The sequence below is a fragment of the Paenibacillus sp. Z3-2 genome, from assembly GCF_054161325.1.
This window is the reverse complement of record NZ_CP096397.1, coordinates 3,542,569-3,565,502: the sequence shown is the minus strand read 5'-3', so window position 1 is coordinate 3,565,502 and position 22,934 is coordinate 3,542,569. Positions and strand designations below refer to the sequence as shown.

The 22,934-nt window shown below is 47.0% G+C and carries 21 protein-coding genes; 15 read left to right on the top strand and 6 right to left on the bottom strand.

Features of this window, described 5'->3' with window-relative positions; genetic code table 11:
* Window positions 1–29 precede the first annotated feature (29 nt).
* The gene (locus M1D71_RS15920; protein ID WP_458127268.1) at window positions 30–695 is read right to left on the bottom strand and encodes a GntR family transcriptional regulator; all 666 of its coding nucleotides are present in this window, start codon (window positions 693–695) and stop codon (window positions 30–32) included.
* A gap of 269 nt (window positions 696–964) precedes the next feature.
* Between M1D71_RS15920 and M1D71_RS15915 the strand changes: the two genes are divergently transcribed.
* Window positions 965–1,267 carry an ArsR/SmtB family transcription factor gene (locus tag M1D71_RS15915; protein WP_458127267.1) on the top strand — a complete coding sequence of 101 codons (303 nt, stop codon included), beginning with the start codon at window positions 965–967 and terminating at the stop codon, window positions 1,265–1,267.
* Between the two features lie 90 nt (window positions 1,268–1,357).
* Window positions 1,358–2,761 (top strand): aldehyde dehydrogenase, encoded by a 1,404-nt coding sequence (locus tag M1D71_RS15910; RefSeq protein WP_458122752.1) that lies wholly within the window; start codon window positions 1,358–1,360, stop codon window positions 2,759–2,761.
* Between the two features lie 49 nt (window positions 2,762–2,810).
* On the opposite strand, the gene M1D71_RS15905 is transcribed toward M1D71_RS15910, so the two are convergent.
* Complete coding sequence (locus tag M1D71_RS15905; RefSeq protein WP_458122751.1) at window positions 2,811–3,722, bottom strand: AraC family transcriptional regulator; 912 nt, start codon at window positions 3,720–3,722, stop codon at window positions 2,811–2,813.
* A 209-nt stretch (window positions 3,723–3,931) separates the two neighbouring features.
* On the opposite strand from M1D71_RS15905, the gene M1D71_RS15900 reads away from it, so the two are divergent.
* The 9 genes from M1D71_RS15900 to M1D71_RS15860 all read left to right on the top strand — a co-directional run bounded on the left by M1D71_RS15900 (window position 3,932) and on the right by M1D71_RS15860 (window position 13,150).
* Window positions 3,932–6,124, top strand: coding sequence for a glycoside hydrolase family 52 protein (locus M1D71_RS15900; RefSeq protein WP_458122750.1), 2,193 nt, complete (start codon window positions 3,932–3,934; stop codon window positions 6,122–6,124).
* Window positions 6,121–8,262 carry an alpha-glucuronidase family glycosyl hydrolase gene (locus M1D71_RS15895; RefSeq protein WP_458122749.1) on the top strand — a complete coding sequence of 714 codons (2,142 nt, stop codon included), beginning with the start codon at window positions 6,121–6,123 and terminating at the stop codon, window positions 8,260–8,262. The genes M1D71_RS15900 and M1D71_RS15895 overlap by 4 nt, the downstream gene beginning before the upstream one ends.
* A gap of 76 nt (window positions 8,263–8,338) precedes the next feature.
* Window positions 8,339–9,412 (top strand): NAD(P)-dependent alcohol dehydrogenase, encoded by a 1,074-nt coding sequence (locus tag M1D71_RS15890; protein ID WP_458122748.1) that lies wholly within the window; start codon window positions 8,339–8,341, stop codon window positions 9,410–9,412.
* Between the two features lie 167 nt (window positions 9,413–9,579).
* Window positions 9,580–9,846: an HPr family phosphocarrier protein gene (locus tag M1D71_RS15885; RefSeq protein WP_260871008.1), complete on the top strand. Its 267-nt coding sequence runs from the start codon at window positions 9,580–9,582 to the stop codon at window positions 9,844–9,846.
* Between the two features lie 144 nt (window positions 9,847–9,990).
* A complete protein-coding gene (locus tag M1D71_RS15880; protein WP_062834756.1) occupies window positions 9,991–10,242 on the top strand; it encodes a type B 50S ribosomal protein L31 in 252 nt (83 codons plus the stop codon).
* Between the two features lie 402 nt (window positions 10,243–10,644).
* The gene (locus M1D71_RS15875) at window positions 10,645–10,953 is read left to right on the top strand and encodes a Dabb family protein (protein WP_458122747.1); all 309 of its coding nucleotides are present in this window, start codon (window positions 10,645–10,647) and stop codon (window positions 10,951–10,953) included.
* Between the two features lie 156 nt (window positions 10,954–11,109).
* The gene (locus tag M1D71_RS15870; protein ID WP_458122746.1) at window positions 11,110–11,871 is read left to right on the top strand and encodes an SDR family NAD(P)-dependent oxidoreductase; all 762 of its coding nucleotides are present in this window, start codon (window positions 11,110–11,112) and stop codon (window positions 11,869–11,871) included.
* A gap of 117 nt (window positions 11,872–11,988) precedes the next feature.
* Complete coding sequence (locus M1D71_RS15865; protein WP_458127382.1) at window positions 11,989–12,219, top strand: hypothetical protein; 231 nt, start codon at window positions 11,989–11,991, stop codon at window positions 12,217–12,219.
* Window positions 12,220–12,394: 175 nt separating this feature from the next.
* The gene (locus tag M1D71_RS15860) at window positions 12,395–13,150 is read left to right on the top strand and encodes an SDR family NAD(P)-dependent oxidoreductase (RefSeq protein ID WP_062834752.1); all 756 of its coding nucleotides are present in this window, start codon (window positions 12,395–12,397) and stop codon (window positions 13,148–13,150) included.
* 104 nt (window positions 13,151–13,254) lie between these two features.
* Here M1D71_RS15860 and M1D71_RS15855 read toward each other — a convergent pair whose 3' ends face one another.
* From M1D71_RS15855 to M1D71_RS15840, 4 genes are all read right to left on the bottom strand, one after another.
* The gene (locus M1D71_RS15855) at window positions 13,255–14,439 is read right to left on the bottom strand and encodes an MFS transporter (RefSeq protein ID WP_458122745.1); all 1,185 of its coding nucleotides are present in this window, start codon (window positions 14,437–14,439) and stop codon (window positions 13,255–13,257) included.
* A gap of 228 nt (window positions 14,440–14,667) precedes the next feature.
* Window positions 14,668–14,952 carry an ArsR/SmtB family transcription factor gene (locus M1D71_RS15850; RefSeq protein ID WP_458127266.1) on the bottom strand — a complete coding sequence of 95 codons (285 nt, stop codon included), beginning with the start codon at window positions 14,950–14,952 and terminating at the stop codon, window positions 14,668–14,670.
* Window positions 14,953–15,116: 164 nt separating this feature from the next.
* Window positions 15,117–15,458, bottom strand: coding sequence for a hypothetical protein (locus tag M1D71_RS15845; protein ID WP_458122744.1), 342 nt, complete (start codon window positions 15,456–15,458; stop codon window positions 15,117–15,119).
* Between the two features lie 36 nt (window positions 15,459–15,494).
* Window positions 15,495–16,694 carry a cytochrome P450 family protein gene (locus M1D71_RS15840; protein ID WP_458122743.1) on the bottom strand — a complete coding sequence of 400 codons (1,200 nt, stop codon included), beginning with the start codon at window positions 16,692–16,694 and terminating at the stop codon, window positions 15,495–15,497.
* Between the two features lie 87 nt (window positions 16,695–16,781).
* Here M1D71_RS15840 and M1D71_RS15835 point away from each other — a divergent pair, with 87 nt between their 5' ends.
* From M1D71_RS15835 to M1D71_RS15820, 4 genes are all read left to right on the top strand, one after another.
* Window positions 16,782–17,759 (top strand): aldo/keto reductase, encoded by a 978-nt coding sequence (locus M1D71_RS15835; protein WP_458122742.1) that lies wholly within the window; start codon window positions 16,782–16,784, stop codon window positions 17,757–17,759.
* 412 nt (window positions 17,760–18,171) lie between these two features.
* Window positions 18,172–19,272 (top strand): ATP-binding protein, encoded by a 1,101-nt coding sequence (locus M1D71_RS15830; protein ID WP_458122741.1) that lies wholly within the window; start codon window positions 18,172–18,174, stop codon window positions 19,270–19,272.
* Window positions 19,260–21,719 (top strand): DUF5682 family protein, encoded by a 2,460-nt coding sequence (locus tag M1D71_RS15825; protein ID WP_458122740.1) that lies wholly within the window; start codon window positions 19,260–19,262, stop codon window positions 21,717–21,719. The genes M1D71_RS15830 and M1D71_RS15825 overlap by 13 nt, the downstream gene beginning before the upstream one ends.
* Window positions 21,704–22,927 carry a VWA domain-containing protein gene (locus M1D71_RS15820; protein ID WP_458122739.1) on the top strand — a complete coding sequence of 408 codons (1,224 nt, stop codon included), beginning with the start codon at window positions 21,704–21,706 and terminating at the stop codon, window positions 22,925–22,927. Before M1D71_RS15825 ends, M1D71_RS15820 begins: the two co-directional genes overlap by 16 nt.
* The last annotated feature ends 7 nt before the right edge of the window (window positions 22,928–22,934 follow it).

Below are 22,934 nucleotides of genomic sequence, written 5' to 3'. Positions count from 1 at the left end.
CATCATGAATAATAGTAAGAAGAATTCAGTCATTGAAAATAGGAAGGATATGTATCCTGCAGGACAGCCAAATCGGTGACAGTTAAATGCAGATGTTCCTGCATCAGTCGTTCTGCCGTCTGGGCATCATGCTGCTGAATAGCCTGAACCATGGACCTGTGCTGATCAATCAGATGATCCCACTGGTGATCCGAGGACAGACGGAGCATGCGGCTTCGATTCAAATGCACATTCATCTGCTGGATGACAGTCCAGGTGTTGCTTTTGTTGCAGCCTGCAAAAAGAGTGCTATGGAATTCCTCATCCAATTGGAACATTCGTTCATCATCCGGTTTGATCTTACATTCCTGTTGACGCGCAAGGTTCTGTTCAAGTGCAATCATCTGTTGATCCGGAAAATGCTCGCAGGCGAGCCTGATTACGGCACGTTCAAGCTGTTCACGCATGAATCGTGCCTCCTCAACGAGATCGACCTGGATCAGAGAGACGTATGTGCCACGCTGTGGATACACTTCGAGCAGACCTTCCTGGGCAAGTCTCACGAAACTTTCTCGAACAGGTGTCCGGCTGACCTGGAACTCCAGCGAAATTTCTTTCTCTGAAATAGCTGTTCCCGGAGGCAGCTTCAGACTTAAAATCAGCTTTTTAAGCGTGACGTATACCGCGTCCCGGGCGGAGTAAGACTGCTTGTTCATGGAAGACAGACTGTTCGCAGCAGGCAACAAACCGGGTTTGGATGATAACTTGGGGGTATATTCCACAACTTCAACTCCTTCTTTGACATACTACCATACTTGTATGGTAGTATGGAAGCGCTTTATCAACATTATATTGAATTTGTTTAATGATCCACTTGCAGTTCTAATGAGCAGGAGTACAATTCAAATCATTAGGTTCGAATGTTTAAACCAACAGATATCGTGCAGAGAACAATATTATGAAGAATAGTATAGAGGTGAACACCATGGGACAAAAAGCGATCAGCGTTTTCCAAACCTGTATCCCGTTATTTCAAGTATTAAGTGACAACCATCGTCAAGCTATTTTGCTGACACTCAGCGAGAAGGGCAGAATGACGGTAAATGAAATTACTGAACAATCGAGCCTATCCCGGCCAGCCATATCTCATCATCTCAAGCTGTTGTTAGAGAAGGGGCTCATATCTGTGGAACAGAAGGGCACACAGCGTTATTATTCGGCTTCATTGAATGCATCGGTGGAGCTGCTGAAGGAACTGGTAGCTGCTTTGGAAGAAGAGTGTCTGTAGATTAATGGTGATAAAACATGCTTTTGCATGTATCTTATAGGTTCGTAAGTTTAAACGCTTAATCTATAACAAGTAGAGGAGTATGCTTATATGATAACAACTATACAGGAAGTAACCCGTCAGGAAGTTGAACAGATTTTGGAGCAGCAACGACAATTCTTTCGTTCGGGGGCCACACGATCGGCAGAAGCCCGAATTGCCCGACTGACCCAGCTGAAGCAGGCGATTCAAAAGTACGAGACCAGACTAACAGAAGCTCTCTATCAGGATTTGGGGAAAAGTGAGTTCGAATCGTATACGACCGAGATCGGATTCATGATGGACAGCATCACACACACCATTCGTAAAGTGAAGAAGTGGGTGAAACCCGTTAAAGTCAAAACGCAAATGGCACTCCTGGGTTCCAAAAGTTATATCATACCTGAACCCTATGGGTCAGTACTGATCATCGGACCTTTCAATTATCCATTTCAACTCTTGATCGAACCATTGGTAGGCGCTATTGCAGCAGGTAACACAGCCGTGCTCAAAGCGTCAGAGAATACACCTGCGGTGTCTGCTGTAGTACGTGAAATGATTGCGACGGTGTTCGAACCGGCATACGTTCAGGTACTTGACGGTGCCAAAGATACAACGACAGCGCTGATCAATGCGCCGTTTGACTATATCTTTTTTACAGGCAGTGTACCGGTTGGCAAAATTGTGATGGAGGCAGCTGCCAAAAATCTGGTTCCCGTTACGTTGGAATTGGGTGGCAAGAGTCCAGTCATCGTGGATGAACAGGCGGATATCAAAGTAGCTGCGGAGCGCATCATATGGGGCAAACTGCTTAATACGGGACAGACCTGCATCGCACCCGACTATTTACTCGTGCATGAAGGCGTGAAGGAACAGTTAGTTACGGAGATGAAAGCAGCGATCGTGTCTTTCTTTGGTTCAGATATCCAGAACAACAAGGACTATGGGCGAATCGTGAACAAGGGACATTTTAAACGGCTGACGACTCTGATTGAACAAGATCAGGCCAAAGTGATATATGGAGGAGCTTCGGATGAAGAGGATCGCTTTATTGAACCTACGTTGATTGATGCGGAATCCTGGGATGCAGCGACGATGGAAGATGAGATTTTTGGACCGATTTTACCCATCATCAGCTACCGTAATCTGGATGAAGCCATTATAGAAATCGTAAAGCGGCCGAAACCGCTCGCCTTGTACCTGTTTACTTCCGACACCCAGATTCAGGACAAAGTGCTGCGCGAAGTTTCATTTGGCGGCGGCTGCATTAACGATACCATCACGCATGTTGCGAATCCGCGTCTGCCTTTTGGCGGTGTTGGTCATTCAGGTGTTGGCTCGTATCATGGGCAGTATAGCTTCGAGACCTTCTCTCATCTCAAAAGTGTACTAAAGAAAAGCACCAAAGTGAATCTGCCGATTCTGTATCCACCGTATGATAACAAGCTGAAGTTAATTAAACGTTTGTTGAAGTAAAATGTTGCTTTACTGAAAATAAGAACGGGAAACAGTCTGCTACTGGATTTCATTCCGGAGCAGGCTGTTCCTGTCGGTAACGGGATGGCGACATGCCGGACCAGCGCTTGAATTGACGACTGAAGTGGGCAATGTCCTTGTACCCAAGCATGACCGCAATATTCTGAACGGACAGCTTCGGATTACCCAGGAGAATCTTTGCTTCATGCAGAACCAACTGGGATAACACCGCGCGAGGTGACTGACCAAATACCTGTTTAAAGACGCGATTACAGTGAGAAGAACTGATGCCCAGCTCTGCTGCAATATCATCAATGCCATAATGGCTGTCGGACTCATGTCCCTGTTTGAATTGCTGACTCATCAGACCTTGCAATCGATTGCGAATCTGATGTGCGAGTTCGACCTTCTCGTATCCGTCGGTAAACCATTGTGCTGCCTCCTGAGAGACCGCCTCCCATAGATGGCCGAATAGTTCAAACACCGCAGATTGCAACTGCATGCGCTGCACCATTGTACTTGCTACTTCATCATCCGCAGATGACATCAATTTGCGCAAAACTGGCTCGATTTGCTGCGTAACCGGACTATCTGCACTGAATCGTACTTGTTTGAGGCGCGCAAGCAAAGATAGGAACAACTGATCATCAATGTCAAAATGCATGCAAAAATAGGTGAATCCTTTGCCGTTATGGCTCTGGCTGGAATGAATGCTTCCCGGAGGAATCAGGAGCAGCTCGCCAGCCTTTTGAATATACAGGGTACCGTTCACCATCATGCGTTGCTCGCCTTCGGTGACATAATTCAATTCATATTGAGGGTGCTCATGCGCTGGATAATCCCAGTCCGTGCCAACACTTCTCAGATGAATGGCGAATAGATTGACCGTCGTTTGCACATCTGGGTAAAAAACTTCATGTACACTTTCTCCCAAAGCGGGAGGCAAGTAAGTTGAAGACATGGAAGATCCCCCTTATAACTAATGAAATGCTGGGTTAACTTATGAGGTCAATTATAAAACGTTTTTTGTAACCGCTTTAATTCATTATAGTCTATCAGCTTGATTTGGGTAAATATCAGATTGATTTGATCATGGCCTGGGGTGAAACCACGTGGTAGGATGGGGCTAATGAAAACGTATGCTTACCATTCTGAGAGGGGTTATGATTCATGAATACATCCAAATCCATCTTTTATAATGCACATCATGCACCGATCGGTGCTTTTGCCAGTTTCACACTTGGATACAAAGGCGCCAAGGGCGGGCTGGGTCTGGAACTCGGCAAGCCGGCAGACCAGAACGTATATATTGGATTACAGTCTCGCGATGGAGAGAATTATCAGGCGCTTCCTTTTTATGAAGCTACGGAAGATGAGAGCAGCCGTTATGATGTAGAGAAATTGGAGAATGGGGACACGGCTCCGCCCACGACACAGACAAAAGCTCAACAACCTCTTATTTCTGCTTTTCGCGATGAAGAGATTACTCGCGAGTTCACCTCGGGAACGGATACGTGGACTGCGGGAGATCTGACGTTCCGCATCTATTCGCCTGTACGACCCGTACCAGATCCAACGAGTGGAGATCGTGAAGCCTTAATGGATGCACTCGTACCTGCCGTACTGGTAGAGATGACGATTGACAACACGCAAGGTCAACAACCACGGAAAGCCTACTTTGGCTATCAGGGCAATGATCCGTATTCTGCGATGCGTCTGATTGGAGGACCGGAAGGTGGCTCCATCACAGGTGTTGGACAAGGTCGGCTAACAGCCATTATGTCGGCAGATGACGGACTGTGGCCTGCGCGCGGGTTTACGTTGGAGAAGCTGTTACAGGAGAAACATCGGGAGAATCTTGCTTTTGGACTTGGCGGAACTGCAGCATTACTGATGGAGGTACCTGCCGGAGAGAAACGCACATATCAATTCGCAGTATGTTTCTATCGTGGGGGTATTGTGACGACTGGAATGGATACGACGTATTGGTATACGCGGTATTTTGCAGACATCCAGGCGGCAGGAGAGTATGCACTGCAACGTTTCAGTGAGCTGACCGCTTCCTGTGTAGAGGTTGAACAACGCCTTGGGACAGCTGCGCTGACAGAAGATCAATCATTCATGCTTGCTCATTCCATTCACAGCTATTATGCCAGCACTCAACTGCTGGAAGCCGATGGAGAGCCACTCTGGGTAGTGAATGAAGGGGAGTATCGGATGATGAACACACTTGATCTGACAGCAGATCAGCTATATTTCGAGCTTGCATTGAATCCCTGGACGGTGCGGAACGAGCTGGAGTGGTTTGTAAAACGGTACAGTTATACGGACCAGGTACGTTTCCCGGGGGAAGAGAAGTTATATCCGGGCGGGATTACCTTTACCCATGATATCGGTGTGGCCAATGTATTCTCACGTCCCGGACACTCGGCATATGAGCTAGTTGGCATTGATGACTGTTTCTCACAAATGAGCCACGAGGAACTGGTAAACTGGCTCTGCTGCGCGACGATGTACATTGAACAGACACAGGATCAGGCTTTTGTAAAAGACATGTTACCTGTTATTCAGGATTGCTTCGAAAGTATGCTTAATCGGGACCATCCCGACGCAGATCAGCGTAACGGCCTGATGGGCCTGGATAGCAGCCGCACACAAGGTGGGGCAGAGATTACAACCTACGATAGCCTGGATGTATCACTGGGTCAGTCTCGAAACAACATCTATCTGGCCGGGAAGTGCTGGGCGGTCTACGTTGCATCGGAGAAGCTGTTCGCTGCTGAGAAGCTGGCTGATCTGTCCCATCAGGCAGGGCGTCAAGCAGATCGATGTGCTGCCAGTATCGCTGCACAGATGACAGATGGTGGCTACATTCCGGCTGTAATCGCGGAAAATAATGATTCTCGGATCATTCCGGCGATTGAAGGTCTTGTATTCCCTTACTTTACTGGCTGTGAAGCAGCGCTGGATATCAACGGACGTTTTGGACCTTACTTGAAGGCACTCCAAACCCATCTGAAGACGGTTCTTGTACCCGGAACTTGTTTGTTCGAAGATGGAGGATGGAAACTGTCCTCGACAAGCAATAACTCGTGGCTGAGCAAAATCTATCTGTCCCAATTTATCACCAGAGAACTGCTGGGTGTGGAGTGGGATGAGACTGGGAAGGCAGCAGACGCCGCTCATGTCAACTGGCTGCTGCATCCGGAGGAATCCTACTGGTGCTGGAGTGACCAGATCCTGTCTGGTGTAGCGGTTGGTAGCAAGTACTATCCGCGTGGTGTAACATCCATCCTATGGTTGCTTGAAGGCAAAGGCAATCGCCTAGCGCAGATCTATGCCAGTAAGGAGGCGGTACAATGAGCCAATCCGTCGTTCGGTCTGGTCTGTCAGGTCCACAATACGATGCATGGCTGGGATACCACTCCACATTGTCAGGAGCGAATGGGTTTGCCAAGAAGACGGCTCCGCTCTGGAGCAGGCTGATTTTGGCCGAAGAAAACCATCAGATCATTACGACAGCTCTGACCGAACTTTCACAGGGATTGGAGAAGTTGTATGGTGTGAAACCAACGGTCAGTCAGCAGGTTGCTTCTCAGGCTAGTGAGCGAGATGAGCATGCTCCAGCAATACGGATCGGAACTTGGGCTGGAAGTGATTCTGTGGCGGAAGCGTTTAGCGAAACCGAGCGTTCTGCAGTGCAAGGGGAAGGGTATATCATTCGCAAGGACGAGGCAGAAGGTGTACTTGTCATTGGATCAGAGACCCCCCAAGGTGTGCTGTATGGTGCATTTCATTTGCTTCGAGAGATGACACTTGATCAGGAAAGTGCAAGCGTAACGGATGAAGCTGTGGACAAGTGGAGTTTTATTACCGAGCAGCCAACCAATGCGCTACGGATGATTAATCAGTGGGATAACGTGGACGGTAGTATTGAGCGTGGTTACGCAGGAGATTCCATTTTCTATGATAACGGCGAATTCACGCTGGACTTGGAACGCATCCGGGATTACGCACGTTTACTCGCTTCAACGAGCATCAATGCCATATCGATCAACAACGTTAACGTTCATCGGCGTGAGAGCCTGTTCCTGACAGAACGTTACTTGGGTGATGTTGCGAAGGTTGCCGCTGAATTCAGAGCCTATGGCATTCGGCTCTTCCTGAGCGCCAACTACGCAAGTCCAATCGAGATTGGTGGATTGCATACGGCTGATCCGCTGGATGCGCAGGCACGGGAATGGTGGAACATTCAAACGGCCAAGGTGTACGCAGCGATTCCGGATTTTGGCGGTTACCTGATCAAGGCAGACTCCGAGAATCGTCCGGGACCATTCACGTATAACCGTGATCATGCCGATGGTGCGAACATGCTTGCTGAAGCCCTTCGTCCCTTTGGTGGATTGGTCATCTGGCGTTGCTTCGTATATAACTGCAAGCAGGACTGGCGGGATCGTTCCACAGACCGTGCACGGGCAGCCTATGACCACTTTACGCCACTGGATGGGCGTTTTGCCGACAATGTCATTTTACAGATCAAGAACGGACCGATGGATTTTCAGGTGAGGGAAGCAGTATCCCCGCTGTTCGGCGCCATGGAGAATACGAATCAGGTGATTGAGTTCCAGATTACCCAGGAGTATACCGGGCAGCAGCGTCATCTGTGTTATCTGGTTCCCCAATGGAAAGAAGTGCTGGACTTTGACACGTACGCCAAAGGTAAAGGCTCAGAGATCAAACGAATCGCGAATGGTTCTCTTTATAATCGACCTTATAGTGGCTTTGCAGCAGTATCCAATATCGGCGCAGATGCCTGTTGGACAGGACATCCACTTGCACAGGCTAATTTGTATGGATACGGAAGACTTGCGTGGAATCCGGAGCTGTCGGCGGAAGAGATTGCGGATGAGTGGGTCAGACTGACATTTGGACATGAGGACGAAGTCGTGCAGCAGATTACGGATATGCTTTTGAATTCACTAGGTATCTATGAAAATTATACGGCACCTCTCGGTGTAGGCTGGATGGTTAATCCGGAGCATCATTATGGGCCGAATGTAGATGGGTATGAGTACTCCAAATGGGGTACGTATCACTTTGCCGATTGTCACGGCATTGGTGTAGATCGAACGGTGAAGAGCGGCACAGGGTATACCTCGCAGTATCATCCTGAGAATGCTGAACGTTATGAGTCCTTGGATACCTGTCCGGATGAGTTGATCTTGTTTTTCCATCACGTGCCGTACACCCATGTTCTGCATTCGGGTAAGACAGTCATTCAGCATATTTATGATACACACTTTGAAGGCGCTGCGCAGGCAGAGGCGTTAGCGGAGACGTGGAGACAGCTGGAGGGAAAAGTGGACCCCGTTATCTTCAGCAAAGTTGCTTCATTACAGGACCATCAGGCCGAACATGCGAAGGAATGGCGGGATATGATCAATACGTACTTCTACCGCAAGAGCGGAATTGCGGATGAACAGGGACGAACAATCTATTGATTGGTGATGTGAAGAAAGAACATACCTTGTTTTCTTTGATGTAAAATAGACAGCATGGACATACCTGAGGAGGAGAATGCGTATGGGACAACATCAACTGCCCAAGACCATGAAGGCTGCTGTCATGACAGAGCCAGGACACATCATTATTGAGGAACAAGCTGTTCCTAAACCGGCTGCGGATGAGGTTCTTATTCAGGTGATGGCCGTAGGCGTGTGCGGATCGGATGTGCATTATTTTAAACATGGGCGCATCGGCAGGTTCGTGGTGGAGAAACCGATCATCCTGGGACACGAGTGTGCGGGGATGATTGCTGCAGTTGGCGAGAAAGTATCCCGTCTGAAAATAGGAGATCGGGTGGCCATTGAGCCTGGAGTCACCTGTGGACGTTGCACAGCATGCAAGGAAGGTCGCTATAACCTGTGTCCGGATGTACAGTTTCTGGCGACCCCTCCGGTGGACGGGGCATTTGTACAATACATGACGATGCGCGAAGATATGGTATTCCCGATTCCCGACCATCTGTCCTATGAGGAAGCGGCCATGAATGAGCCATTCTCCGTTGGGATTCATGCGGCTCACCGGAGCAAGCTGGCTCCGGGTACGACGCTTGCGATTATGGGGATGGGGCCCGTTGGACTGATGGCTGTTGCGGCTGCAAAATCATTCGGCGTTGAGAAGATCTTTGTTACGGATCTGGAGGAAGTACGGTTGGAAGCGGCTCGCCGTATGGGTGCCACCCATACCATTAACGTACGGAATGAAGATGCGCTGGCCGTGATTCGTGAGTTAACCCGTGGTGTCGGTGTGGATACCGCATGGGAAACTGCCGGGAACCCGAAGGCGTTGCAAACGGCTCTGTATTCACTTCGGCGTGGAGGCAGGCTTGCTATTGTGGGCCTGCCTGCGCAGGACGAGATTGCACTGAATGTTCCATTTATCGCAGACAATGAAGTTGATATCTATGGGATATTCCGATATGCCAACACGTATCCTGCAGGGATTGAATTCTTGAGCTCTGGCCAACATGACGTGATGTCTCTGATTACAGATCGTTATTCACTGGAAGAGACACAGCAGGCGATGGAACGTGCATTACACAATAAGAGCGGCAGCCTGAAGGTCATGGTATATCCGAACGGGATATAAGCTCGTACTGAAAGAGTCCTGAATTTCAGGACTCTTTTTTGTTCTTTTTTGCAAAATAAAGGAATAGACAAGCTCCCAAAACATGGTATAATTCATGATGATTTTAATATATAAAATGATACACACCATATAGGTGAATAAGTACTTAGCGAAAGGAACTGAAGGTCGTGAGAGTACATGAATTTATGATTCACGCTGATTTTCATCGGGATGATCTGATGTCGGTATCTTCTCAAGCATCACGTTTTACCTCGGATATTATCTTGTCGTATATGGAGTCTGAGCATGAACATCGAGTTGATGTCAAAAGCCTGTTAGGGATGGCGTTACTCCCCATTCGATATGGTAGTGTTGTCAGATTGCAGACAAGAGGCAGGGATGAACTGGAGGCTTTGGAGTACATGCTGAATGTACTGGAGAAAGGGACGGCGTAAACCTGATTAGGTGCAAAATCAATAGAAATCATATTTTTTTTAGCTATTCCTCAAATCCTGCTGGTACTTTGTACAAAAAAAGAGTATAATAAAATTTAGTTTGATTCTAAAGAAGTACCCATATTAAAGGAGTGTAAATAGATTATGCCAAAAGTTGACATCCATCCAAAGACACAACTCGTAATTTTTTACGATGCAAGTGCTGATTTCAAATTCCTGAGTTCTTCCACGAAGTTCTCTAACGAAACTATGGAATGGGAAGACGGTAACTCTTACCCAGTAATCCGTGTGGACACTAGTTCCGCATCCCACCCGTTCTTCACTGGTAAACAAAGAAACGTGGATATCGGTGGCCGTGTTGATAAATTTAACCGTAAATACAACATCAACAAATAGTTTGTCCATACATTACAAGAAAACCTCGGGATTCGTCCTGAGGTTTTTTTGTGTACATATACTTCTAGGGGAAACCCTTGTGAGTTTTAATTAATATTTGTAACTATATAAATTGAACTAAACATTTACACAAAACGGAGAGGAGAGAAAGAACCTGAAGAAGCGGAGCGTTCGCCTTTATCCCCGGATTTACCCTTTATAGAAGGAATCAAAAAATCTGGGGATAACAGCGATCGGAAGGTTGTTCTGTCATCGGAGTGTGCAGTGTAAATATTCTTAAGTTCAATTTATATAGAATTATCTATTTTCATTAAAAATTAATTCAACCAATTATTGCGCTTACAACACAATCGGATGTACACTAGAAAACAGAGTTAGAACATATTGGAGGAGGAAGTAGAGATGAGTAGCATCACACATATGGTAACGTTTACACTTTACGCTGGTAAAGATACACCGGAGGCGGAAGCCTTTTTGAAGGAAAGTTCAGATGCACTTGCAGTCATTCCTGGGGTAGAGCAGTTTCAGGTCCTGAGACAGGTAAGTGAGAAGAATGAGTTTGACTACAGCTTCTCCATGGTCTTTGCGGACCAGGCTGCGTATGATGCATACAACAATCACCCGGTTCACCGTCAATATGTAGAAGAGCGTTGGGAAAAGGAAGTCAGTCGCTTCCAGGAAATTGATCTCATTCAACATAATCATCAATAATCCCCACACATATTGAAATAAAGCTGAACTGCCATATACAATATACAGCATTGAACAATGCTGTATATCTCTCTGAATGAAGTTGATTTGATGAAAATTATAACACTTCACGAAATCGTTTTCGGTAAAAATGAATTCAAGGAGGTTTTCGTTGTTATGCAATTGGATCTCACAGGAAAAACGGCTCTTGTTACAGGCGCAACCGGACAACTGGGGAGAGTCATCGCCCGCACGTTGGCAGCCTGTGGCGCCAATCTGGCCCTACATTATATAAATAATGATACGAAAGCACGGGAGCTTCAAGGTGAGATTGAGGCACTGGGGCGTCAGGCTGTCATTGTACAGGGAGACATTACGAAGCAAGACACGGCATTCCGGATGCGTGATGAGATCCAGGCTGTTCTCGGCGGAGTGGATATTGTTGTTGCCAATGCAGTCATTCAGTATGAATGGACCACGGTGTTGGAGCAATCTCCTGAAGATTACTTGAGCCAGTTCGAATCATGTGTCATGCAGAGTGTGTATCTTGCCAAAGCTTTCATTCCGCATATGCAATCGGTCAAAGCAGGTCGCTTCATTGGCATCAACACAGAATGTGCGATGCAAAATTTTGCTCACCAGTCGGCCTACACCGCTGGTAAGCGTGGAATGGATGGCGTATATCGCGTGCTTGCCAAGGAGGTTGGCGAGTATCAGATTACCGTAAACCAGGTTGCACCTGGATGGACAATTAGTGAACGTGATCGTTCCAGTGAACCTGGACATGATGAGGCATATACGCGTACCGTGCCGCTGAAGCGCAGGGGTGAAGATCAGGAAATCGCCAATGCGGTGGCTTTTCTTGCCTCGGACCTGTCCTCATTTATCACGGGTGCCTATATCCCGGTAAGTGGCGGCAATGTGATGCCTGCCATCTAGTTACTCTTTGAGATTCGTGAATCCACATGAAATACGAATAAATCTAGCATAAAAAATCCGTTTGTCATTCGACAAGCGGATTTTTTGGCATTTTCTAACACTGAAATTACGATTTAAGTGCTCCGTCAGGTCGACATTCAGTCTTCCCATCTGGGTCGCCGGTCGAAGCTTGATTACGGCGTGTGCGGAGATGTGAAAGCGACCATAGAAGCCTTGCATACTTATGGAGCACTGGAGATGAAGGCGGCAGGATTCCTGGAATCTGGAACGGAGCTTGTGAACCCCAACCTTGCGATGGTTGCTCAAGCCATGGGCATGGAGGGGATTCGGGGTGGATCATTGATATAGTATGAATCCATACTATATGAATTGTTTTTATGTCGAAAGTCTATTAGAATAGGTAAAGTCAGGAAGGTTTTATGACATTTTTGACTTACATATTGCATTATTACATGTACTAACGTTTCATATCGTATTCATCGATCCAATCACAAGATGACACACACACATGGAGGAGATCAACATGAGTCACGCAGGAAAAGTAGCCATTATCACTGGAGCAGGAAGTGGATTGGGCCAAGCAGCAGCGCTGAAGCTGGCTGAGAAGGGCGCATCCATTGTTGTCGTGGATCTTGTCGAAGAGACAGGTCTTGAAACGGTTAAGCAGATTGAAAAGCTGGGAAGTAAAGCGATTTTTGTACAAGCAGATGTGAGTAAAGCACCTGAAGTTGAGAATTATGTGAAAAAAGCAGTCGAAGAGTTCGGACGAATCGACATGTTCTTTAATAATGCAGGGATTGCGGGTCCTGGAATCAAGTTGATCGAACATACGATTGAGCAGTTTGACCAGATTATTGATATCAACCTGAGAAGTGTGTTTTACGGGTTGAAGTACGTGATTACGGAAATGCTCAAAACCGGCGGAGGTTCTATTCTGAACACAGCTTCCACAGCCGGTATTGTTGGTGTACCCGCGGTTGCACCATACGCAGCAACCAAACATGGCGTGGTCGGCTTGACCCGTACAGCTGCGATTGAATATGGCAAGGACAATATTCGTGTGAATGCGATTGCGCCAGGTACAATTGAGACACCGATGGTCGTTCAGTTTGGTAAAGACAATCCTGAAGTGTTCAAGGCAACTGTTGACAGCATTCCTTCTGGACGTCTAGGCAGACCGGAAGAGATTGCGAACCTCGTTTCCTTCCTTCTGGGAGATGAAGCGCCATATATTAATGGTGCAGTATATCCGATCGATGGTGCAGTTACGGCCCAATAAGAGTTCAGCAGCTCGGCAATACCCGTTAAAATGGTTAAAGAGAGACCACTGTATGCATATAGTGGTCTCTCTTTTTGGTTTGTCTTTGTACTACGAATTACATATCAGGCAGAGTTGTGTGATGTATCGGTTTGTGTACTTTTAGCAGATGCTGAACGATACGAGCTTATAACAATGATGACGGCAACAACGACTCCGAAAGCCCCAATCCAGGTGATGGATGATAATGATATGCTGCTGACTGCGATCCCCCCAATACCTGCTCCGGCAGCCATGGCTAATTGCATCACCGAACTGTTCAGACTTAGCATAATGCCCGAGGATTCCGGAGCCATGGTAACCAGATTATATTGCTGAGTTGGACCCGAAGACCATGCGGCAAAAGACCACAAAATTAGAACAAGGAAGATAGCGAGATGAGAACTTGCCGTTATATTCAGCAGGACCAGACTCACGATATGCAATGTCATGCCTGTGATCAGCGTTCTTTTGACACCCAATCTGTCAGCACTGAATCCTCCAATTTTCGAACCGATCAGGCTTGCTATGCCAAATGCGAGTAAAGCTGAACTGAGTATTGCTTCGCTCATTCCTGAAACGGTTACGAGATAAGGTGAGATATACGTGTAGGCTATGGAATAACCACCTAACCAGAAAAAGGTCACCAGCAGTGCCAATACAATTCGTGGCTGTTTGAGCAAAGAGAGTTGTTTCTTCAGCGGAACAGGAGCTTCTGCTTTGGAAGGCGGAATGGCGGCCGCGATAACCAGCATGGCGAGAACACCAAGAACGGCGATACCGGCAAAAACAAGCTTCCAATCCCAAGATGCAGCCACAAGCCTTCCGAGCGGAACGCCAACGATCAAAGAAGCCGTAAATCCAGTGATTACTGTGGCGATTGCACTTGCTTGTTTGCCCTCCGCTGCTATTTGGGAAGCGACCGTTAATGCCGTGACAACAACAACGCCCGCCCCCAAAGCCATTAACACTCGTGCTGCGACGAACAGTCCATAGCCCGGCAACAGATAAGCAAGAACATTAGCCCCAACGAATAGACCGAGGAAGTATAGCAACAGCTTGCGACGGTCCCAGCGTGAAGTCAATGCAATAATGATAGGTGTACCCAGCGCATATACGAGTGAAAAAATTGTAATGAGCTGTCCGGCAGCGATTAAAGAGATGTCCATAGTATCTGCAATGCGATCCAAAATGCCGGCAATGACATATTCGGACGTTCCTACAAGGAAGCTGACCAAGGCAAGAACATAGATTTTGAGCGTAGAAGACATGGAAACATAACCTCTTTCTGATTATAATTATTATATTTTTAGAAATATAGAAATAAAGACAAGAGAACAAGACATGTATACTGTGAATGCAACCGATCTGCAAACAGTGATGTTACAACCGATAATGAATATTGGTATAAGCGTAAACTTATGTGAACTAGTTCTATCAATAAATGTTGAGTGCTGTTTCAATATTTCTAATTATATAGAAATATAACTCAAATTTTTTTATTTATTTAGCAAATAGGGAACAAACTTTTGTGCGGTCTCTGTGTTCAGGCTGTAGTAGATATAGGTACCTTTCTTCTGCGATGTGAGCAGGCCGCAATCGGACAGCTGTTTCAGGTGATGAGACAGAGTCGATAGGGCAACCGTAACAAGGCGGCTCTCCAGGTCGGCAGGACAAAGGTTGCTCTCACCCGATAGAATCTGAATGATTTTGTAGCGTGTTTGCTCACCCAGTGCTTTATGAATTTTGACGACTTGTTCAAGTTCATTCGAGTGTGGTTGCATCATGTTCTGTCCTTTCGTCTTTATTTCTTATTTCTAGTAATATTGAAATAACAGTATCATATGTCGTTAGAAAAGTAAACTCTCGGTGAAGGTTCCACCTTTCTTCTGGTTTAACAGCCGAAAGTCTGGAATAACTTCCCCCGAGAAGTTATGTGGGTTGTATATTACCGATCCAGGGAATCAACATAGTCTTTGGCTTCCTTCAACGAAAGACCTTTGGCTTCGCGTAGTCGTTTGATCGCCATAATTATTTTCCCTTGTTGTATAAGTGCAAGCAGCTCCTGATCCAGATCCGTTGGGGCTGGTTGGCTTGTGTGGGAAGGGGATGCTTCCTTCGGCGACAAGGTGTAATTGAAGTCGGAGCGTGCGCTTGCGGTTGAGCCGTTCTCCAGACGTTCGACATCTCTTTTCAATTCATTCAATTGGCGTTGCAGGCTGGTGACTCTGAATAGTAACACAAGGGTCAGAAGCAAAAAAACGATCCATACCAAGGTGTTCATTTCCATGATATAAGTTGCCTCACTTTCAATTATTCATAGCTATTATTTAAGTTGGATGGGGATCTCCTTGACACCACGAACAATCATGCCGGGTCTCCATTCGAGTTCATTCACGTCAGCCTGTAGCTGCATATTTGGAAAACGATTCAGAAGCGTGCTGACGGCAATCTCACCTTCTAGACGTGCAAGTGGTGCTCCCAGGCAGAGATGAATGCCTTTGCCAAAGGCCAGATGCGAACTCTTCTCGCGGGTAATGTCAAAGACATCAGCATCCTTAAACTGCTGTTCGTCCCGATTAGCCGAATCAAGCGCAACGATGACAAGTTCACCCTGAGCAATATGCTGTCCACGGAATTCGATATCTTCCAGAGCCCATCGAGATGTACTGAACTCCACCGGTCCATTGTATCGCAGCATCTCCTCAATAGCGTTATGAATAAGCTCAGGCTGGTTGATGAGCAACTCACGTTGCTCAGGGTGCTCCAGCAGAGCAAGAATTCCATTGCCAATGAGATTAACCGTCGTTTCATGACCGGCAATAATTAATAAGGAGACAACGCCAAGGAGTTCTTGTTCAGTCAACTGCTGCCCGGATTCTTCTGCAATGACGGGCTGACTGATCAGATCAGTGCCGGGATTTTTGCGTACTTTTTCGAACCAGGCCGTCAGGTAATCCGTAAACTCCTTGGCATGCTGCTCAAACAACTCTGCGCTCTCGGCTGTGGAAGCATCGATTACCGTATTGGACCACATTCGGAATTTGTCACGATCCTCATAAGGGACTCCCAGTATTTCACTAATGACAATGATGGGTAGCGGGAAGGCAAAGTCATCAATCAGATTCATTTTTTCCTGTGACGGAAGGTTGTCCAGCAGATCATCCGCAATGTCCTGAATATGGCTTCGCATTTCTGCGACCAGCTTGGGTGTGAATGCTTTCTGCACAAGTCCGCGCAGACGGCGATGATCCGGCGGATCGGGGAACAACATATTATTGGAGAAAATGCTTTGATTGTCAGGGCCGTAACGTCGGACCATGTCTTTGCTGAAGCGTTGATCTTTCAAAACCTGGACAGCGTCTTCATACCGAGTAATGATCCAGCCGAACTCTCCATGCGGAAACATGACTCTGAAGACGGGGTCCTCTTTTCTTAATTTTTCATATACCGGATAAGGATTACGTGTAAAATCTGCGGTAAAAAAAGCGGACGTTGAGGTTTCATTGGTTTCATTCGTATTCAAATGTGAAATCTCCTCTCATATGGCTTTATATGACCTGCACCCTTTATATATTCAATACGTATCTATGAAAACGAGGTGAATACGGACATGTCTTACGCACAACTTCCCTTGCATTATCACCAGATTCCGGCAAGTCGAATTGTTCTTGGCTGTATGCGGTTTGGGGGTGAATGGGACGGCCTGCCCATAACTTCAGATCTTGTGACGGAGGGTCACCGGGCGGTAGAAGCAGCGATCGAAATAGGTATTAATCACTTTGACCTGGCGGATATTTACACACGTGGTAAGGCAGAGCATGTATTGGGTCGTGTTTTATCCGAAACTCCAGGTTTGCGGGAACAGATCATTATACAGTCGAAGTGTGGTATACGTCTTGTGGGTGATGATGAAGGACCGCAGCGTTATGACACCTCAGGTGCACATATCCTGGCGAGTGTGGACGGTATCCTGGAACGGCTCGGCATCGATTATCTGGATATTTTGCTGTTACACCGTCCTGATCCGCTCGCGCATCCGCAAGAGATTGGGGAAGCACTGGCTGAACTTCATCAATCCGGTAAAGTGCGTCATTTTGGTGTGTCCAACATGGGTTCTGAACAGATTCGCCTTCTTCAGCTCCATAGTAGAGTACCTCTGATTGTGAATCAGTTGGAGATGAGTTTGGACAAAAACGGATTCGTAGAAGCTGGAGTGACGGTGAATCGACCTCAAGCCAGAGACAACGTATTCCCTTATGGCACGATGGAATATTGTCAGGCAGAGCATATTCAACTGCAAGCTTGGGGTCCACTTGCTCAAGGGAGATTTACTGGCAGGGTCGTCGAGGGTCAACGGCCGGAGATTGAGCATACGGCTCAATTGGTTGATCGAATGGCCATGGAACGTGGTGTTACATCCGAATCCATTGTACTGGCTTGGTTAATGAAGCATCCGGCAGGCATTCAACCCGTGATTGGTTCGATTCGGCCAGAACGTATTCTTGCATGTCGTGACGCGACGAAGGTTGAGCTAACCCGATATGAGTGGTACGAGCTGTATTCGGCTTCATGTGGGCGCAGAATGTAATCAGGGACATCTGAAAGATGAGTAATATCCGATCACAATTCTTAGAAAGTTGGCCGTAAGTTAAGCATATCAGAAGACACAGGCTGCTGGCCTGTGTCTTCTTTGTAATGTTCGGCTTCATTTGGTTGAAACACAATACGGGAAGTGTAATGAATCATAAGGTCATATGGCCTACAATACGAACACATTTGCAATAAGGTACTTATTCGGGGCCGAAACCAGAGTGTGGGCACGACTCTATCAATATTTCACCTTCATATTTGTGCTAGAGGCTATGTCCATGGACTTAGGAAAAGTGCTGATAAGAAGGACGTTTCAACCATTTTTACCGTTTTACCGGGTAGTTGTTGGAGTGCTGTGATAAAATGATAGGAATAAGAACATACGATCTGTTTATGTGAGAGGAGACACCTTGACGATGCTTAAACCACCCGCCGAGATATTATACGAGTCAGAATTACGTGCACTGCGAGAGGAGGATCAGGGGAAACGTCCCCCCAACTGGCTGTTATCTCCCGCCTATGTGCGCGATTTCATTATTGGCAGGGATAAGCCTGCCATTTTGAATGGAGAAGAGATCCCGATTACCCGCAAATTTTATGGCAATGATGTGCTGATTGAACGTGCAGTGGTCACTCTGGCAGGCAATCGGGGGTTAATGCTCGTGGGAGAACCCGGTACCGCCAAAACCATGCTTAGCGAACTGCTGACCGCAGCGATCTCCGGAACCAGTCTGAATACGATTCAAGGTACGGCAGGCACAACGGAAGATATGATCAAGTACTCATGGAATTATGCCATGCTGCTTGATAAAGGTCCTTCGGAAGCCGCGCTTGTACCATCTCCGTTATATAACGGAATGAAGAAAGGCATTCTTACCCGATTTGAAGAGATTACACGTTGTTCCGCTGAGGCGCAGGATAGTCTGATCAGTATTCTCAGTGACAAGGTCATGAGCATTCCTGAATTGGACGGCGGTGTACTGTTTGCCCAACCGGGATTTAACGTGATTGCTACAGCCAATATTCGGGATAAAGGTGTAAATGAAATGAGTGGTGCGTTGAAACGTCGGTTCAATTTCGAAACGATCAAGCCCATTCATAACGTGAAGATGGAAGCCAAAATTATTGAATCCCAGGCACGAAGCCTGTTATTACATAGTGGAATTGAGATTGACATTAACTCGGATGTGGTTGAATTGTTGGCTACGACATTCATGGAGTTGCGTACCGGCATGACACGGGAAGGTTATAAGCTGGATACCCCTCAAGCATCGATGAGCACGGCGGAGGCGGTGTCTGTCTATGTCCAGAGTGCGATGACCTCCTATTATTACGAAGATAAGGCTATTGCGCTGGATCGGTTGGTGCAGAACATGCTGGGGACCATTGCGAAGGAAAATGACAAAGATCTGTCCATTCTCAAAACCTACTTCTCCAAGGTCGTAAAAGAGCGTTCCAGGGAAGAAGGAATGTGGAAGGACTATTATGAGGAGAGAAAATGGATCGGTTAACAGCAGTACTGGACCCTGATGTTGATCAGCTACAATCCTTGTTCGAATCTCAGGTATATAACCTGAGTAATCATACGGTCTATTATCCAATACGACATCACAGCCCTGCGTGTTCGTATCACTTGTTACGATTAATTGGCGAGTACAAGCCGGATATCATTTTGATTGAAGGACCGGAGAGCGGTAATCTGTTAATTTCAGTGCTCAGTGATGAGGCAACCATACCTCCTGTCAGCCTGTACTATACCTATGAGAGTGAATTGGAGAGAGAAGCCTGCTATTACCCGATGCTTCGTTATTCTCCTGAATATGTCGCGTTGAAAGAAGCAGCGCGTCTGGACATTCCGGCAAAGTTTATTGACTTGGATTATCGTCATTTCTCCAGTCGTGCTTCCAAGTCCGGGCAGACAGAACAAAAGGAGATTTCCATCCAGGATGAAACCTTGCTAGCAGGGTCTGAGTTCATTAGCCGGTTGTGCCAAAAAACAAACTGCCGCAGTTTTGATGAATTGTGGGAAAAAGTGTTTGAAATTGGCGGTCTGGAGAAATCCACTCAGGAGTTCGTACAAGATGTATTCACGTATTGTACGTTATCCCGAATGTGCTATTCCACGGAACGATTACAATCTACAGGTGATCTGGCAAGGGAAGCACATATGAGACAATGTATTAAACAAGCGGTAGAGGAGCATGACCGTGTGCTTGTCATTACCGGTGGATTTCATACGTATGGACTGTTGATGTCTGAAAAAAATGAATCGGACTTGGAACGGTCGAAGATGGATAAACAAGGAGCGGATCAACGTTGGGTTGGACAAGATACGTGTCCAAAAGAGGCGGTAGATCCAACTGCGGTTCATCAACAGATGTACCCGATGGTCTATACCTTTGCTGAAGCAGATCGGCTTAATGGTTATGCGAGCGGCATGCCTTATGTGAATTATTACGATCAGATCTGGAACCAGCTGCTTCGCAAAAAGAGTACACCGTATAATCTAACGGCTCTGGACTTGTTATCCCGGCTGATGCGCCAATTACGGGATGGTCACGAACATGTATCAACCAGTGATGCGATTGAGGCGTACAGCATGATGCAGGGCCTTGCGGGGCTTCGGGGTAAAAGGGAAGGCGGCGTCTATGAGTTGATGGATGCAGCACTCTCTTCCTTCGTGAAGGGGGAGCTTACCTTGGCGACCGATAAACCGCTGCAAGAGCTGCAGCAGCTATTGACAGGAGACGTCATTGGAAGCGTGGCTCCCAATTCATTCAGTATTCCAATCGTGGAGGATTTCAAGGCGCGTTGTACAGGGTACAAACTGCAGATTCGCACAACAGGACAACACAAGAAAGTACTGGATCTGTATGCGAAACCGGGGCATCGCCAGATAAGCCAATTGTTTCAATGTATCACGTATCTGGTTCCAGAATTCGCCAAACGACAATCCGGGCCGGACTGGATTGCAGAGCGTGACATGAATCTCGTACGCGAAACCTGGGTTTATATGTACTCATCCCGCATTGAAGCCAGATTGATAGAGAACTCCCTCTATGGCGGAACGCTTGCAGGGGCGGCCACACGCAAAATGGAAGAGCAAATGCAGGAAGTACCGGACCATCACAGTGGTGAACTTGCGCGATTGATGCTTCAAGCGCTATTAATGGGGCTTCAGGACACAGCGATGAAACTCTATGAACAGGTCCGCTCAGCGCTGAGAACCGACGGGAATTTCCTGTCCTTATGTAACAGTCTGCATGTCTTGAACCGAATTCATCAGCACCAGAGACTTTTGGGTTTGTCTGACGAGCAACATCTCCCTGATCTGGTATCCGAAGCTTACAGGAATGCTGTAGACAAACTGCTACAGCTCTCCAGAGCCAATCCGGATGAACATGAAGCCATTATTCAGGGACTGAAGCTGCTAGCCATGCTCGCGGAGTCATCAGAGGAGCATTTTCAGGATGAGACATTCCGAATTCACCTGAGCGAACTTCTGTCTGATCACCAGCTTCCGGCTCAACTGGAGGGTGTGTGTGTGGCTATCTCCTCAGGACTCGGTGACAGGCCCAAGGAAGAGATTGTTGATCGCGCACGCGGGTATATCCGTGGAACACCGGATCAGACCCGTCAAACGGCGCTTTTTTTACAGGGAGTGTTCTCTGTAGCACGCGACGCTTTTTTATATGAAGATCAGCTGTTGTCCGAGTTGAACTATCTGATTGAACAGCTGTCATACGACGACTTCATCAGCATGGTACCGGAATTGCGGCTGGCATTTACCTACTTTACACCAATGGAGACGGGTTTAATTGCTGAGCGTGTGGCAAGTCTGCATCAGGTTGAACCGGAGGAGATGTTAAGGCCTGCGGTAAATGAGCAGATGCTCATTCAATCCAAAGCATGGGATGAAGCGCTTCGAAAGGAGTTCGCCGCATGGAAGCTAATATGAATGAAGCGAAACGGATTACGGAAGAAACCGGAGAAACAAACGAAATCTCCAATTCGGATGGAAGCAACCGAGAGTCTCGACAGTCTGTTGAAACCTTGAATCGATGGCGTCTGATTCTCGGTGAATCCGCCGAAGAAGGGTTGTGCAATACAGACCAATATACGTCGGCTGAATTTCAATATACGGAAATGGATGAGATTCTGGGTTATCTGTATAACCGTGAATACGGTGAGGAACAAGGTTACCGAAAAGAGGGCGGACGCGGTGCGTCTAACCTGACTGTACCGAAATGGTTGCACAAGGTCAGGGACCTATTCCCCAAACCAACGGTAGAAATATTGGAGAAGCAGGCACTTGACCGTTATGGGCTGACAGAATTGTTAACGGATAAAAAGCTGCTGGAATCCCTTGAACCCAACATGAATCTGCTCAAGAACATTATGCAGTTCAAAGGTCGGATGAAAGGCGAGGTGTTAAAGAGCGCCAAGGAGATCGTGCGAACTGTGGTTGAAGAGCTCCGCAGCAAGCTGGAGTCTCAGACCCGAGCCAGTATCATGGGCAAGCGCAGTCGCTATACCTCCAGTTCAGTACGATCCTTGCGCAATCTGAATTTCAAACGAACCATCACCAGGAATCTGAAGAATTATGATAAAAACAAGCGCAGATTTGTGATTGATCGTCTGTATTTCGATGGGAATATACAGCCGCATAACAAATGGAACATCATCATTGGTGTGGACGAAAGTGGCAGTATGCTGGATTCAGTCATCTACAGTTCGGTGATGGCCAGTATCTTCTATCGCTTGAATGCGTTGCGCACCCAATTATTCATATTTGATACGCAGGTTGTTGATCTGAGCGACAGACTGGAAGACCCTGTCGATGTGCTCATGAATGTACAGCTGGGCGGGGGAACACATATTACCAAAGCGATGCGATATGGCGAGACGCTAATCGATAATCCGGGCAAAACCATCTTTATTCTGGTCAGTGATCTGGAGGAAGGGTACCCGATTGCGCAGATGTACAAAGCCTGTAAAGATATCATCGATGCAGGATGCAAGCTGCTGGTTCTCACCGCACTCGATTTTAACGGGGATTCCGTCTATAACAAACACGCAGCACAGACGTTAACGAATATGGGAGCGCATGTAGCAGCGATTACGCCTAACGAACTCGCGGATTGGATTGGCGAGATCATCACTTAAATTCAAG